At 36.9% G+C, this 15,909-nt stretch carries 14 protein-coding genes, 1 tRNA gene, 1 rRNA gene and 2 riboswitches; of the genes, 3 read left to right on the top strand and 13 right to left on the bottom strand.

Annotated elements, in window-relative coordinates; genetic code table 11:
• The 7 genes from AAIE21_RS28435 to groES form a co-directional block, all read right to left on the bottom strand.
• Window positions 1-59 (bottom strand): 16S ribosomal RNA (locus tag AAIE21_RS28435); the annotation flags it as partial.
• A gap of 292 nt (window positions 60-351) precedes the next feature.
• Window positions 352-1,866 (bottom strand): sensor histidine kinase, encoded by a 1,515-nt coding sequence (locus AAIE21_RS28430; protein WP_343269764.1) that lies wholly within the window; start codon window positions 1,864-1,866, stop codon window positions 352-354.
• On the bottom strand, window positions 1,850-2,551 hold the full coding sequence (locus AAIE21_RS28425) for a response regulator transcription factor (protein ID WP_343269762.1): 702 nt from the start codon (window positions 2,549-2,551) through the stop codon (window positions 1,850-1,852). Before AAIE21_RS28425 ends, AAIE21_RS28430 begins: the two co-directional genes overlap by 17 nt.
• A gap of 147 nt (window positions 2,552-2,698) precedes the next feature.
• Window positions 2,699-4,024 carry an NCS2 family permease gene (locus tag AAIE21_RS28420; RefSeq protein ID WP_343269761.1) on the bottom strand — a complete coding sequence of 442 codons (1,326 nt, stop codon included), beginning with the start codon at window positions 4,022-4,024 and terminating at the stop codon, window positions 2,699-2,701.
• A 128-nt stretch (window positions 4,025-4,152) separates the two neighbouring features.
• A riboswitch (purine riboswitch) is annotated at window positions 4,153-4,254 on the bottom strand.
• 163 nt (window positions 4,255-4,417) lie between these two features.
• A complete protein-coding gene (gene guaA / locus AAIE21_RS28415) occupies window positions 4,418-5,956 on the bottom strand; it encodes a glutamine-hydrolyzing GMP synthase (RefSeq protein ID WP_343269760.1) in 1,539 nt (512 codons plus the stop codon).
• Between the two features lie 160 nt (window positions 5,957-6,116).
• A riboswitch (purine riboswitch) is annotated at window positions 6,117-6,218 on the bottom strand.
• Between the two features lie 392 nt (window positions 6,219-6,610).
• Window positions 6,611-8,245 (bottom strand): chaperonin GroEL, encoded by a 1,635-nt coding sequence (groL, locus tag AAIE21_RS28410; RefSeq protein ID WP_343269759.1) that lies wholly within the window; start codon window positions 8,243-8,245, stop codon window positions 6,611-6,613.
• A 37-nt stretch (window positions 8,246-8,282) separates the two neighbouring features.
• Window positions 8,283-8,567 carry a co-chaperone GroES gene (gene groES / locus AAIE21_RS28405; protein WP_000917306.1) on the bottom strand — a complete coding sequence of 95 codons (285 nt, stop codon included), beginning with the start codon at window positions 8,565-8,567 and terminating at the stop codon, window positions 8,283-8,285.
• Window positions 8,568-8,993: 426 nt separating this feature from the next.
• Here groES and AAIE21_RS28400 point away from each other — a divergent pair, with 426 nt between their 5' ends.
• Window positions 8,994-9,737: a CPBP family intramembrane glutamic endopeptidase gene (locus AAIE21_RS28400; RefSeq protein ID WP_343269758.1), complete on the top strand. Its 744-nt coding sequence runs from the start codon at window positions 8,994-8,996 to the stop codon at window positions 9,735-9,737.
• 2 nt (window positions 9,738-9,739) lie between these two features.
• On the top strand, window positions 9,740-9,931 hold the full coding sequence (locus AAIE21_RS28395) for a YdiK family protein (RefSeq protein ID WP_343269757.1): 192 nt from the start codon (window positions 9,740-9,742) through the stop codon (window positions 9,929-9,931).
• Between the two features lie 28 nt (window positions 9,932-9,959).
• Here the strand turns inward: AAIE21_RS28395 and AAIE21_RS28390 are convergent, their stop codons facing one another.
• Complete coding sequence (locus AAIE21_RS28390) at window positions 9,960-10,589, bottom strand: redox-sensing transcriptional repressor Rex (protein WP_017150416.1); 630 nt, start codon at window positions 10,587-10,589, stop codon at window positions 9,960-9,962.
• A gap of 184 nt (window positions 10,590-10,773) precedes the next feature.
• Here AAIE21_RS28390 and AAIE21_RS28385 point away from each other — a divergent pair, with 184 nt between their 5' ends.
• Window positions 10,774-12,699, top strand: coding sequence for an ABC-F family ATP-binding cassette domain-containing protein (locus AAIE21_RS28385; protein ID WP_343269756.1), 1,926 nt, complete (start codon window positions 10,774-10,776; stop codon window positions 12,697-12,699).
• A gap of 280 nt (window positions 12,700-12,979) precedes the next feature.
• Here AAIE21_RS28385 and tsaD read toward each other — a convergent pair whose 3' ends face one another.
• The 5 genes from tsaD to AAIE21_RS28360 form a co-directional block, all read right to left on the bottom strand.
• Entirely contained in the window at window positions 12,980-13,996 is a 1,017-nt protein-coding gene (gene tsaD, locus AAIE21_RS28380; protein ID WP_343269755.1) for a tRNA (adenosine(37)-N6)-threonylcarbamoyltransferase complex transferase subunit TsaD, read from the bottom strand.
• The gene (rimI, locus tag AAIE21_RS28375) at window positions 13,996-14,439 is read right to left on the bottom strand and encodes a ribosomal protein S18-alanine N-acetyltransferase (protein WP_343269754.1); all 444 of its coding nucleotides are present in this window, start codon (window positions 14,437-14,439) and stop codon (window positions 13,996-13,998) included. Before rimI ends, tsaD begins: the two co-directional genes overlap by 1 nt.
• Before the next feature lie 11 nt (window positions 14,440-14,450).
• Window positions 14,451-15,143 (bottom strand): tRNA (adenosine(37)-N6)-threonylcarbamoyltransferase complex dimerization subunit type 1 TsaB, encoded by a 693-nt coding sequence (tsaB, locus tag AAIE21_RS28370; protein WP_343269753.1) that lies wholly within the window; start codon window positions 15,141-15,143, stop codon window positions 14,451-14,453.
• The gene (gene tsaE / locus AAIE21_RS28365; RefSeq protein WP_343269752.1) at window positions 15,124-15,597 is read right to left on the bottom strand and encodes a tRNA (adenosine(37)-N6)-threonylcarbamoyltransferase complex ATPase subunit type 1 TsaE; all 474 of its coding nucleotides are present in this window, start codon (window positions 15,595-15,597) and stop codon (window positions 15,124-15,126) included. The genes tsaB and tsaE overlap by 20 nt, the downstream gene beginning before the upstream one ends.
• A 191-nt stretch (window positions 15,598-15,788) precedes the next feature.
• Window positions 15,789-15,864: transfer RNA gene (locus tag AAIE21_RS28360), tRNA-Asp, on the bottom strand.
• Window positions 15,865-15,909 lie beyond the last annotated feature (45 nt).

Raw genomic sequence — 15,909 nt, 5'->3', positions numbered from 1 at the left:
TGCATGTATTAGGCACGCCGCCAGCGTTCATCCTGAGCCAGGATCAAACTCTCCAATAAAGTTAGTTTGTCTAGCATCATAAAAATAAAAATTGACGTTGCACGTTGTTTGTTTCGTTCAGTTTTCAAAGAACTCGTTTGTCGCTCATTTGCGACTCCCTTATGTTAACACTTTAATGTTTCAATGTCAACTAAGTTTTTTATTTCGTTTGTCGCTTTTTGCGTTGTTGCTATCGGCGACTCGTATAATACTACACTTCATTTATATAACCGTCAATATGTTTTTCTAAAAAAATATAAAAAAGACTTACTTTCTATTAAGTAAGTCTTTTTCCCATAAAACCCTCTTTATTTACTTTCCCTCTACAACTGGTAATGAAACAATAAACTGAATCACTCCGTCTCTATATTCAGCTCGAATTTCTCCGTCTTGAAGCTCTACAATACTTTTCGCGATCGCAAGTCCAAGACCTGATCCTTCTGTGACTCTACTTCTAGATTGGTCTTTCTTATAAAAACGTTCAAATAAGTTCCCTAGTTCCTCTCTCGTAAACTCTTCGCTATAATTCGCAACAGAGATTTGAATAGTACGGCGTTGTCTTTCAAGAGAAACTTTAATCTCTCCATTATCCGCACTATATTTAATAGCATTCATTAATAAATTTTCAAACACGCGAACAATCTTCTCCGAATCAACAGCAGCATATACACGTTCTTCAGGAAACTTTTTAATAAATACAAGGCTATGCTCTTCTGCTTGTGGCACTAATTCTTCTATTAATTGATCAAGGAGTTCATTCATACATACCTCTTGTTTTTCTAATACAATGTTTTCATTCGTTAGTTTTGTATACTCGAATAAATCCTCTATTAAATTCTTCAACTGCTCCGATTTTGAAAATGCGATTCTCATATACTCATCATGTTGTTCTTTATTTTCATACTTTGAATCACGTAGCAAACGCAAATATCCCATAATAGAAGTAAGTGGTGTCCGTAAATCATGCGATACATTTGTAATGAGTTCATTTTTTTGTTTCTCTAATTTACGCTCTTTTTCAATATTATACATAAGCTCTTCTGCCATATTGTTAATATTCTCAGTCAAAGCAGCAATCTCATCCTCACCTTTTTTCTCAATACGATAAGCTAAATTTCCTTTTTCTATTTCTTTTACCCCTTGCGCCATCGCTTCGATTTGTTTCATCTTTCTCTTTGTTATATAGAAGAAAGAGAAAATAAATACGAGTACTCCAATCAAAAATGGAAATGGCCCTTCTACTTTATAATACACTACCTCTCCTTGAGGAATTCCACTCACAAACATATATAAGTTCGTATTTTCAATTGTAATAGGTGAAAAAGCGATAAATTCTTTTCTTGATCTTTCAATGTCATCATTATTATTTGAATAATGGATAGCAAATGACGTTACGTTCCGAATCATATTATGCAAATTAATTTGTTCTTCTTGTGCCTGCTTCGTTTTATACAGAACCTTACCACTTTCATCAGTAATTAATATTTTAAAGGCTTCATGCCCTTGTTCTAAGTTTTGATTTTCTTCCTCTATCATTTTTTGCAAAGCATCTAACCTATTATCAGTAACCATCATTTCTGCTGTACTTTGAGCTTTACGATTAATTTGCTCCATACCATCCCTATAATTAATTTCAGCATTTCGACTTGCATCCTCAAAAATAGGCGCCACTATCTTCGTCGATACAAAAAGCCCTAACAACGCACAAGCAGTAAAAGCAGTAATAAGCTGAATTCGTATACTACGCCGAACACTCTTTACTGCCTTTTCACCTAACCTTCTAGTTTTCTTAAGCACATAAGTAAACGGATTAAATATCTTTTTCAATCTTATACCCCACTCCCCACACTGTTTTTATATAACGCGGTTTTCTCGGATTCTCTTCAACCTTCTCACGGATTTTCCGAATATGCACCATTACAGTATTATCAGACTGAAAAGACCTTTCATTCCAAACCTTTTCATAAATTTGCTCAGCACTAAAGACTATCCCTGCATTACGAGCTAACAACTCTAAAATAGAAAACTCTCGTGGTGTTAATTTCACTTCTTCCTCTAGAACAGTCACTTCATGCGTCGCTACATTTATCTTCATATCTCCTATTTCAATCTCACCTTCATTTTGAACAATAAACCCATTCATTTTCATATAGCGACGAAGCTGGGATTTAATTCTCGCTAGAAGTTCCAAAGGATTAAAAGGTTTCGTTACATAATCATCCGCACCAGTTGTTAACCCTAAAATTTTATCCATATCTTGCGTTTTCGCAGAAAGCATAATAATTGGCATCTCTTTCGCTTCCCTTACTTTCATACACATATGGATACCGTCTACTTTCGGCATCATAATATCCAATACAACTAAATGTACTTCATTTTCTTCTAATATACGTAAACCCTCTTCTCCGTCCCCCGCCTGTAAAACTTTATATCCTTCGTTCTTTAAGTAAATTGCGATTAAATCTCGAATTTCCTTTTCATCATCTACAACAAGTATTGTTTCTTGCCCCACAACATCGTCCTCCCACAACTTTTAAAGTCCCTATTTCTTATTATAAGAAAACTTCTGAAGAAAAACGGCATGAAATCCTTAAGATTTTCTGAAGACGCAAAAAAGGTCTAGACTCCCCTTAAGTCTAGACCTTTCAAAAAACCCCTTTTATTTACGAACGTAGATGAAATATAGTACGAATAAAACTCCCATAACATACATAATTGGATGAATCTCTTTACGACGGCCACTCACAACCATTGTAATTGGATAGAAGATAAATCCAATCGCAATCCCTGTTGCAATACTATACGTAAGTGGCATAGAAATAATTGTAAAGAACGCTGGTACTGCAATCTCGAATTTCTTCCAATCAATTTCTCCTAAAGACGAAACCATCAAGATCCCTACAATAATTAAAGCTGGTGCCGTTACAGCCGCTGTTACGACACTTAATAATGGTGAGAAGAAAAGTGCTAGCAAGAAAAATCCTGCTGTTACAACCGCTGTAAATCCTGAACGTCCTCCTGCTGCTACCCCTGCAGACGATTCGATGTAAGACGTTGTCGTAGATGTACCAAGAATGGCACCAATTACAGTTGCAATTGCATCCGCAAATAACGCTTTTCCCGCACGTGGTAATTTGTTGTTCTTCATTAGCCCTGCTTGATTGGCAACAGCTACTAATGTACCCGCTGTATCAAAGAAATCGATAAAGAAGAACGTTATAATAACAATCGCCATTTGAACAGTGAAAATGTCTCCAAAGTGAGTTAGCGCCATACCGAACGTAGGTTCTAGACTCGGGATTGCACCAACTACAGCTTTCGGTGTATCAATTAATCCTGTTACTACTCCTAAGATTGCTGTAAGAATCATTCCGTAGAAAACTGCACCATTTATCTTCTTAATCATGAAGATAATCGTAATAACTACCCCGAAAATTGCAAGCAATGTTGTGCCCTTTGTTAAATCCCCCAACCCAACAAGAACAGCATCATTCTTTACTATAATCCCGGCATTTTGAAAACCAAGAAAGGCGATAAATAATCCAATACCAGCTGCTACCGCAAACTTTAACTCTGCTGGAATGGCATTAATAATTTTTTCACGAATACCAGAAGCTGTAAGAATAATAAAGATAATACCTGACATTAATGTTCCGGCAATCGCTGTTTGCCATGGAATCCCCATCGTTAGCACTGCTGTATAAGCAAAGAATGCGTTAATCCCCATCCCTGGTGCTAAAGCAATTGGATACTTTGCAAAGATCCCCATAATCAGTGACCCAATTGCCGCTGCTAAAGCTGTTGCAACAAATACAGCACCCGGGTCCATTCCTGTTCCAGCTGGTAATCCTTTAATGTTTCCCAGCGACAGTGTAGCAGGATTGACAAATAGTACATAAGCCATAGATAAAAATGTCGTTAACCCTGCAATGAACTCTGTTTTATAATTCGTACCGAGCTCATCAAACTGAAAATAACGTTTCATTCTACGTTTCCCCCGTTATATGATTACTCGCCGTATTTCTCCCTAGCCCTTTTTTATCTATAGAAATAAAAAAGGCTTCCATTGCATATACATGGAAGCGTTCTGTAAACAAAGGCAGATTTCCCCTGACCTTTATGAAAACGCCTCGTAGTCAAGCCATTTACGGTAGCTAGGTAGAAACTTTCGGGCCATATTCCCGATATTATACGACGGCTGTAATATTCATTTTTCGTATCAATTACATACTCATATTACCTCACACATAGGTATATGTCAATTTAAAAAACGAACGTTTTTTCACATTTGTTATTTTTCGTTCGTATAAACACAAAAAAAGATCCATCTATGCATAAAAGCATGGATGGATCTTCCTTTAAAACGAATAAACCAATTCTATTCCCACTCAATCGTTGCTGGTGGCTTACTCGTTACATCATACACGATACGGTTAACGTGCTTCACTTCATTTACGATACGTACAGAGATTTTCTCTAACACGTCCCAAGGGATACGCGCCCAGTCAGCTGTCATACCATCGATAGATGTTACCGCACGAATACCTACTGTGTAATCGTAAGTACGCTCGTCACCCATAACACCTACACTACGCATACCAGGAAGCGCAGTGAAGTATTGCCAAATTTCACGATCTAAGCCAGCTTTTTGGATTTCTTCACGTAAAATTGCATCAGATTCACGAACGATTTCTAATTTTTCTTCTGTGATTTCGCCTAATACACGGATACCAAGTCCTGGACCTGGGAACGGTTGACGCCATACGATTTCATCAGGAATTCCTAGTTCTGATCCTAATACACGTACTTCATCTTTAAATAACGTATTTAACGGTTCAATTAATTTGAACTGCATATCTTCTGGAAGTCCACCAACGTTATGGTGAGACTTAATCGTTTGTGCAGTTGCTGTACCACTTTCAACAATGTCAGTGTACAGTGTACCTTGTGCTAAGAAGTCCATTCCTTGTAGGTTTGATGCTTCATCGTCAAATACATAGATAAATTCGTTACCAATAATTTTACGTTTTTGCTCTGGATCTTCTACACCTTTTAACTTGCTCATAAAGCGTTCTTTTGCGTCCACCTTAATAACGTTCATGTGGAAGCCTTCGCTAAATGTTTTCATAACACCTTCAGCTTCTCCTTTACGAAGTAAACCGTGGTCAACGAAAATACATGTTAATTGATCACCAATCGCTTTATGAATTAATACTGCTACAACAGAAGAGTCTACACCGCCACTAAGTGCACATAGTACTTTTTTGTCGCCAACTGTTTCACGGATTTTTTCTAATTCTACTTCAATAAAGTTTTCCATGTTCCAGCCTTCAGAACATCCACATGCGCCGAATACGAAGTTTTTGATTAAATCATTTCCATGCTCAGAATGACGTACTTCTGGGTGGAACTGTACACCGTATAAGTTTTGCGCTTCATTGCTCATACCGGCAATTGGACAAGACTCACTTGTTGCGTCTACTACGAAACCTTCTGGTAAACCTGTTACTAAGTCACCATGACTCATCCATACAACTTGCTCTTCTGGAAGGTTTGCATATAATTTTGATTCGTTCTCTACTTTAAGAACTGCTTTTCCGTACTCACGATGGTTTGCACGTTCTACTTTTCCACCAAAGTGTTTTGTCATCAGCTGCATACCGTAACAAATACCAAAGATCGGTAAGCCTAATTCAAAAATCTTTTCATCACAGTGGAATGCATTTTCACCATATACACTATTTGGTCCACCCGAGAAAATAATCCCTTTTGGATTCATTGCTTTAATTTCTTCTGCAGTAATTGTATGTGGATGAAGTTCACTGTATACACCGAACTCACGAATTCGACGTGCAATTAACTGATTGTACTGACTCCCAAAATCTAAAACGATAATCGTATCGTGCTGTTTTTTCAAAATAATCACCCCAACGTTAGTTCTGTATATAAATATTTTCACCAATTTGGCAAAAAGCATTACCAATATAATAAAAAAAGCCAGTCCTCCGCCCTCAGTCTCATAACAAAGAAAAGGCAGGAGTCTGACTTTATAAAGATAGTATTCCGCTCTTTATAAATATAAGACGCACTGCCTTCATAGTCAGGTTGTTTACGGTAACCCGGTAGAGACTCTCAAACCATATCATTGAGGATATATGAAGGATTGTTTTATATTATCTTCCTAGATTCTAACAATGAAGTATCAATATGGTCAAGAGAGAAAGCGACAAAATTCTACAGAAATTATTTCCCTTGCACAATAAAACTTTTCTTCACTATAAATATAGAGGTTTCATATACATCCACTTCTATATAAATACAGATTGAAAAACTAACACAAAACCATTCCTTTTAGATGGAAGAGAGGATCCGCTCGCGGGTAGACGCGGTCAGTACCTGTTTTAGCGCCATGCCATGTAAAAACAGAAAGAAAAAACGAGTGGAGACCTTCTTTTGTTTTCATAACCACGACTTACTTATAGATTGAAAAATTCAAATGGATATATAAATGAAAAAACATAAAAAAACATCCACCTCTATATAGAGATGGATGTTCCGCCAGCGGATGAAATTACATCATGCCGCCCATACCGCCCATGCCCATTCCAGACATATCAGGCATAGCATTTCCGCCTTCTTCTGGCTTGTCAGCAACTACAGCTTCAGTTGTTAAGAACATTGCTGCAACAGATGCTGCGTTTTGAAGTGCAGAACGAGTTACTTTAGTTGGATCTACGATACCAGACTCAAGCATGTTTACCCATGCTCCAGTTGCTGCGTTGAAACCAACGCCTACTTTTTCGCCTTTTAAGCGTTCTACAACAACAGATCCTTCTAGACCAGCGTTAATTGCGATTTGGCGAACTGGCTCTTCTAATGCACGAAGTACAATGTTAATACCTGTTGCTTCGTCGCCTTCAGCTGCAAGACCAGCTACTTTTGTATATACGTTCATAAGTGAAGTACCACCACCTGCAACAATACCTTCTTCTACTGCTGCACGAGTTGAGTTAAGTGCATCTTCAATGCGAAGTTTGCGCTCTTTTAACTCAGTTTCAGTTGCCGCACCTACTTTAATTACCGCTACGCCACCTGCAAGTTTAGCAAGACGCTCTTGTAATTTTTCACGATCGAATTCAGAAGTAGTTTCTTCTAATTGCGCACGGATTTGACCAATGCGAGCTCCGATTTGTTCAGTGTTACCTACACCTTCAACTACAGTTGTGTTCTCTTTCGTTACAACCACTTTACCAGCGCGTCCTAAAGATGCAACTGTAGCAGATTTTAAGTCGCGTCCTAATTCTTCAGTGATTACTTCACCGCCAGTTAAAATCGCGATATCTTCTAGCATTGCTTTACGACGGTCACCAAATCCAGGAGCTTTAACAGCTACTACATTGAATGTACCACGAAGTTTGTTTACTACTAATGTAGCCAATGCTTCGCCTTCTACATCTTCTGCAATGATAAGAAGTGGCTTACCTTGTTGTACCACTTGCTCTAATACTGGTAAAATTTCTTGGATGTTAGAAATCTTTTTGTCAGTGATTAAGATGTATGGGTTATCAAGAACTGCTTCCATTTTGTCAGAATCAGTAATCATGTAAGGAGATGCATATCCACGATCAAATTGCATACCTTCTACTACATCTAATTCTGTTGTGAATCCTTTAGATTCTTCTAATGTAATAACGCCGTCGTTACCAACACGTTCCATTGCTTCAGCAATTAATTGACCTACTTCTTCGTCAGCTGATGAAATAGCAGCTACTTGTGCGATAGAAGATTTACCTTCGATTGGTTTAGAAATCGTTTTTAATTCTTCAATTGCTGCAACAACAGCTTTTTCGATACCTTTACGAAGACCCATTGGGTTCGCACCAGCTGTTACGTTTTTTAAACCTTCACGAATCATAGCTTGTGCTAATACAGTTGCAGTTGTTGTTCCGTCACCAGCTACGTCATTTGTTTTGCTAGCAACTTCTGCTACTAATTTTGCACCCATGTTTTCGAAAGCATCTTCTAATTCGATTTCTTTTGCAATTGTTACACCATCATTTGTAATAAGTGGTGAACCGAATTTTTTCTCAAGTACAACGTTACGACCTTTTGGTCCTAGCGTTACTTTTACTGCGTTTGCAAGAGTGTCGACACCGCGAAGCATCGAACGACGTGCTTCTTCACTAAATTTAATATCTTTTGCCATAATATTTGACCCCCTTGGATTTTTAAAATGTATATAATTAACCGATAACTGCTAAAATGTCACTTTCACGTAAAATCAAGTAGTCTGTACCTTCATATTTCACTTCAGTACCTGCATATTTTGAGAAGATGATAAGATCACCTGCTGCTACCTCTAAAGCAACACGCTCACCATTTTCAAGCACTCGACCAGTACCTACTGCAATAACTTTACCCTCTTGTGGTTTTTCTTTTGCAGTGTCTGGTAATACAATACCACTTGCTGTTTTTTCTTCTGCTTGAACAAGCTCAATTACAACGCGATCACCTAATGGCTTTAGCATGAACAATAACCTCCTCATTTTTCTATGTAAATTTTCTTTATTAGCACTCGAAGACCATGAGTGCTAACACACTTATAATAATAAATAATCTAATTTTCTTTTGCAAGTAAAAAAATCATAATTTTTTCGCAAATTACTATATAAACTTTTTCTATACGACTTTCTAAAAAATAATTCTGCTACCCTGATTAGGAATGCTCATGATATATGAATCGGCTTTTCCACTTATCGTATGTTACAATATGAAAGATGCCATAAGTTATTTTCTCTATAGGTACAGCTTTTTCCTGTCATCTATTTCATTTTCAAATAAAGATTTACAAAAAAATAATAATACAAACGGTTATTATGTATCCCAAGGCGGGGTGTTTACATGTTATCTCGCCTTATCTCATAAACTAAAGTTAGAAAGGATGGTTAGCCCATTTGAAAAAACACTATTGGTGGATTATAGTTACATATATTCTGATGCAACTATCGGGAATTGTTGGAGTGTGGCTCCTTTTTAAAACTGGACTATACGATAATATGGCGGTTTCACGAGAGCAAAAAATTCAAATCCTGGCTGGGCATTGGTCAATCATCAGCTTTTTTATTGCATTATGTATTATACTTTGGCTACTTAAAACCGATATTCGTGAAAGACATTTAGATACGAAGCGAGCTAGCATTTCTGCTACAATCGGTTGGATTTTTATCGGTTTCTTTTTAGCTATGTTTGCTCAAATACTTGCAGCTAATATTGAAATGCGATTATTAGGGATTAATCCGGGTTCTCAAAATACCCAAGACTTGATGGAAATAGCAAGAGCTACTCCATGGTTTCTTATTGTTATATCTATCATCGGACCTATTTTAGAAGAGATTGTCTTTAGAAAAATTTTATTTGGAACACTCTATAAAAGATTTAATTTCTTTATCGCGGCAATTATTAGTTCACTTGTTTTCGCGGCAATTCACTTTGATTTTACACACTTGTTAGTATACACTTCCATGGGACTTGTTTTCGCTTTTCTATATGTGAAAACGAAACGAATCATCGTTCCTATTATGGCTCACGTTGCGATGAATACATTAGTTGCAATAACCCAAGTACTAGTAAGTAACGAACAAATACAAGAAATGATTAAACAAGCAGAAAAAATGCAAGGATTTATCGGAGGATTTTAAATATGAGGAACTCACCATTGTTTATGGCAGCACTATATTTCCTTCTTGGATGTGTCTTTACACGTTTCGCAATTACGAACGTTACAGATACAATTTGGAACTTTTGGACACTACTGTTTGCTGCTATGGCAACAATTGATTTTAATTTGGCACTTCGACTTATCTTAGTCAAATTTACAAAGAAAAAGCAATAATAAAACGCAGAGGGATTTCCTCTGCGTTTTATTGTGGATAATTTTTCAAAAAATAAACGAGTGTTTGTAATTCTACAGCTAAATCAATATGATGAATTCTTATATTTTCTGACACATTTAACCGTGCCGGTGTAAAATTTAAAATTCCGTGTACATTTGTTTCGGCCAATCGATCTGCTACAGCTTGTGCAACGGTAGCAGGTACTGTTAATATTGCCACTTGTATATCATTTGTTAAACGCTCTTCTAATTCATCCAAATGATATACAGGAATTCCTCCGATTTCTTTTCCAACTTTCTCTTCATTGACATCAAACGCCATTTCAATCTTTGTATTATTATTTTTCGTGAAATTGTAATGTAAGAAAGCGGTCCCTAAATTACCCACTCCAATAAGTGCTACACGTGTTATATCATCTTGATCGAGCGTTTCTCGGAAGAATGATAGTAAATAATTCACATTATATCCATATCCCTTTTTCCCTAACGCTCCAAAATATGAAAAATCTCTTCGAATTGTTGCTGAATCTACTTTTACAGCTTCACTCAATTCTGCCGATGAAACACGCTGCTTACCAGAAAGAGATAAGTTTTGGATAAATCGATAGTATAGAGGCAATCGTTTGGCTGTAGCCTGCGGAATCTTTTGCTGATCCATATAACCTCTCCTCTCTTCCTATCTTTGTTCACAGATTTAAAACAAATACAGAAGTTTAGCACTTATGACTTTCCTTGTATAATAGAGAGAAGACTTCTCTCTTTATTTTAAACTATACACTATTTTTAGTATGATTGAGAAATATAAACATGGCAAAGTTAAGAAATTATTTGAGGTGAAAACATTGATTCTATTACAAGTGAATGGGCTTTCAAAATTATACGGTGCTGAAACAATTCTTGCAAACATTAAATTGGAAGTTCAAACAAAAGATCGTATTGCACTAGTCGGTCGAAATGGTGCTGGAAAATCTACATTATTAAAAATAATTGCCGGTGAATTATCTCACGATGGTGGAGAAATTATAAAACCAAAAGATGTTTCAATTGGTTATTTGGCTCAAAATACCGGTCTGGAAACTTCTTTAACAATTTGGGATGAAATGATTACTGTCTTTACTCATCTGCAGCAGATGGAAAAGAAACTTCGAAGGTTAGAGCAAGAAATGGGTAAGGAAGAGAACTTTTCAAATGCTGCTACGTACGAAAAATTACTCGCTGATTATGATCAATTGCAGCTAGACTACAAAGATCAAGGTGGTTATCAATATGAAGCTGATATTCGCTCCATCTTAAGTGGACTTGGTTTTCCAGTTGAAACACACCAAACAACGATTTCTACGTTAAGTGGTGGACAGAAAACAAGACTCGCTCTTGGTAAGCTGCTATTAACAAAACCAGACTTACTCATCTTGGACGAACCAACAAACCATTTAGATATCGATACATTAACATGGCTTGAACAATATCTACAAGGCTATCCTGGAGCTATTTTAATCGTTTCCCACGATCGCTACTTTTTAGACAAGCTTGTTACACAAGTATATGAAATTTCTAATAAAGAAAGCAGACGATATGTTGGTAACTACAGTAAATATTCAGATTTAAAAGCTGCACTATATGAGCAGGAAATGAAGCGTTATGAGAAACAACAAGAGGAAATTGCTAAACTAGAAGACTTTGTCCAAAAGAACATTGCCCGTGCCTCTACAACAAAACGTGCACAAAGTCGCCGTAAACAATTAGATAGGATGGAATTACTGACCAGACCATTAGGTGATTCTAAATCAGCATCCTTCCACTTTGATATCGAAAAACAAAGCGGAAACGACGTATTACAAGTAAAGGATGTTTCAATTGGATATGAAAAAGAACCAGTTATTGAGCATGTAAATATGCGCTTAACCCGCGGTGATAGTGTCGCACTAGTTGGTCCAAATGGTATTGGGAAATCTACATTATTAAAATCGATTGTGAATAAATTAAAGACGTTAAGCGGTGAAGTTTCTTTCGGTTCAAATGTATCTATTGGGTATTATGATCAAGAACAGGCAAACTTAACATCATCTAAGCGTGTTTTAAACGAACTATGGGATGATTATCCACTAGAGCCAGAAAAAGAAATCCGCACGATACTCGGTAACTTTTTATTTACAGGGGATGATGTATTAAAACCCGTGTCTTCCTTAAGTGGTGGCCAAAAGGCTCGATTAGCTCTAGCAAAATTGATGATGCAAAAATCTAATTTACTGATTCTCGATGAGCCAACAAACCATCTCGATTTAAATAGTAAAGAGATTTTAGAAAATGCCTTAATTGATTATCCTGGAACTCTTTTATTCGTTTCTCATGATCGCTATTTCATTAACCGTGTCACAACTACAGTTGTTGAGTTATCAACAGATGGTGCACAAGAATATTTAGGTGACTATGATTACTATATTGAAAAGAAAAATGAAATGATTGAACGTGCGGAATTTGAACAACAAGGAGCGGATGTACCAGTCCAAAAAACGATTGCTCAAGAAAAATTAAATTATCTTGAAGAAAAAGAACGTAAAAAATCAGAACGCCAACGCATCCGAAAGATTGAAGAAATTGAACAAAACATTGCAAATTTAGAAGAAGAAATTGCACAATTAGAAGAAGAGCTTTGTCTACCTGAAGTATATGCCGACTACGAACGAGCTAGTGAGATTACAACTGCAAAGCAAACAAAACAAGAAGAATTAGAGAAGTTTATGGCGGAATGGGAAGAGTTACACGTATAACCCCTATATATTCATATAACGAAAACAAAGTAGTTGAAGGCCATTCAACTACTTTGTTTATTTTTCAATACAAAAGACTATGGTCAAAGGTCTGACCTTGATGTCATTATCCACAACCTTATACACATATCCACCTTTATTATATAAACACAAAAATAACTTTTCCACATTATCCACGAACAACTAAAAAGTTATACACACTTAATATTCACAATAAAACCCACATTATCAACAGATAATGTGGGTTTTATCCACAGGTTGTGGTTAATTATGTGCATAACTATGCTTCAATATCTAATCCTGGATTTGCATTTAAAGCCAATGTTGCACGCTTTCCTTTTTCATATGCAATTGTGCCTGCTGCTGCAATCATTGCTGCATTATCTGTGCACAAGGATAACGGTGGAATAATAAGCTCGATTTCTTCTTTTTTCGCAAACTCTTCCTCTAAACGTGCACGAAGTCCTTTATTCGCTGCAACACCACCAGCAAGAAGTACTTGTTCTACATCATACGCTTCTGCTGCACGAACTGCTTTCGTTACGAGTACATCTATTACACTCGCTTGGAAGCTAGCTGCTAAATCCTCTGGTGCAATTTCTTCCCCGCGTTGTTTTGCGTTATGCACAGTGTTGATAACTGCTGATTTCAATCCACTGAAGCTAAAGTCATATGAATCTGGTTCTAGCCATGCACGTGGTAAATCAATGGTTGGCTTTCCTTCATGAGCAAGACGATCAATATGAGGACCACCTGGATACGGCATAGATAATGTACGTGCAACTTTATCATATGCTTCTCCTGCCGCATCATCTCTTGTTTCGCCAATTACTTCAAACGAACCATGTTCTTTCATATAAACAAGCTCTGTATGTCCTCCAGACACAACAAGTGATAACAACGGGAATTGTAGTTCTTTTACTAAGCGATTCGCATAAATATGCCCAGCAATATGATGAACACCAACAAGAGGAATATTATGAGCGAAGGCAACTGCTTTAGCTGCATTTACACCAATTAAAAGTGCCCCTACTAACCCAGGTCCCTCCGTCACAGCAATTGCATCAATATCTTCAAAAGAGATATTCGCTTCTTTTAGTGCTTCTTCTAATACAACTGTAATTTGTTCTACATGATGGCGAGATGCAATTTCTGGTACAACACCACCAAAACGTTTATGGCTTTCAATCTGGGAAGCCACAATATTTGCTACTATTTCTGTTCCATTTTTCACAACTGCTACGGCTGTTTCATCACAGCTTGTTTCAATACCAAGTATAATCGTATTTTTTTCCATTATATATTCACCCACATTACAAGACCATCTTCATAATTGTCTGTATAGTATCGTTTCCGAATCCCACCGTTTTGGAATCCATATTTTCGGTATAACTGTTTCGCTACTTCATTTGACACGCGAACTTCAAGTGTCATCGTTTTCGCTCCCATTCCCTTTGCTTGATCCATTACTTCTTTTAGCAAAGCATCTCCAAGTTTTTGACCACGATATTCTGGCAAAATGGCTATGTTCGTAATATGTGATTCATCAATAATTATCCACAATCCACAGTATCCAATTACCACATCATCTTTTTCTACCACAACATAATGTGCATACTCATTCGTTGTTAATTCACGATGAAATGCATCAGCAGTCCAAGGGGTTGGGAAAGATGCTTCTTCAATAGCTATAATTTGAGGAATATCATCAGTCGTCATCTTTCTAAATGTAATATTCATTTTGATAACCCCTATTTTTTCTGACTCTCTAGCCATTTTGTTTCTGCTTCTGCTAAACGGAGATAGCTCGGAACAAATGTATGGACACTTTGCTCCTCTTTTTGTAATCCTAAAAATGCTAACTCACTTGGCCTTGGATTATTCTTTGTAAAAGAAGCAAACACAGCCTGCTCTCCTAAATATTCCACAATCGTTTCTTTATGCAGCTTTACATCATTTCCGATAAATAACACAGGTTGTCCCTTATCTTTTAACATCTGTAACCAATCCACAATAAGAACAATTCGGTCATCCTCTATAGAAGATAGTTGCCCTTCTTTATATGTATACAAACCTGTGTAAATTTGTCCACGACGTCCATCAAACAACGGACAGATAACGCCTTGAAAATCGGCTCCATTGGCAGCTACTACTTCTAAACTAGATACACCGACAATCGGTATTTGTAATGACCAAGCTAATGTTTTCGCAGCAGTCACACCAATTCGAACTCCCGTATAAGACCCCGGACCAGCAGCTACAACAATTTTATCTAACTCTTTCGGTTTTACATTGCATTCCTTCAGAAGTTGTTCTACAGCTGGCATAAGACGTACAGAATGATTTTTTGTTAAATTTGTAATGATTTCCCCAACAACAGTGTTTTCTTCAATAAGCGAAACACCCATTACGTAATTTGAAGTATCAATTGCTAGTACTTTCATCTTGTAATAGCTCCTCACATAATCTAATATAACGCTCACCACTTGGCTCTAATACAATTTTTCTTGTATCATCACCCGTATGGAATAAGCTAATCTTTAACTTCTCATTTGGTAAAAAGGTTTCAATTAAATGCGCCCACTCTACCACTGTTATTCCTTCACCATAAAAATACTCATCAAACCCTAAATCTTCTTCACTTTCCGCTAAACGATACACGTCCATATGATACAGCGGTAATCTTCCTTTGTATTCTTTTATAATATTGAATGTAGGACTATTTACAACTCGTTTTACGCCAAGACCTTTTGCAAGACCTTTCGTAAATGTTGTCTTACCAGCACCTAAGTCTCCTTCTAAAATGAGTACATCTTGCGCTCTAACAAGTTGACCTAGCTTTTCTGATAAATTTTGTGTCTCTTCAGAAGAGGTTGTCATTATTTCGTATTTATTCAAAGGTTTCACCTACCTTACTCACAATATTCTCTGCTCTCTATTATACAGATTTTTTGGCTTCGTTTCATTTTGAACATATAAAAAAGACCTTAGGAGTTATCCTAAGGGTAAGATTGACTGTCTTTATAAGTTTTCTTAAAAATAAATAAAAAAATACGAAACAACTTGTTTCGTTCTTTTCTTTGTATAAATGGCGGTCCCGACCGGGGTCGAACCGGCGATCTCCTGCGTGACAGGCAGGCATGTTAACCACTACACCACGGGACCATTGGTTGCGGGGACAGGATTTGAACCTGCGACCTTCGGGTTATG

Source organism: Paenibacillus sp. 102, from assembly GCF_039549175.1.
Classification (GTDB): Bacteria; Bacillota; Bacilli; order Bacillales; family Bacillaceae_G; genus Bacillus_A.
This window is presented reverse-complemented; position numbering and strand designations above follow the sequence as displayed.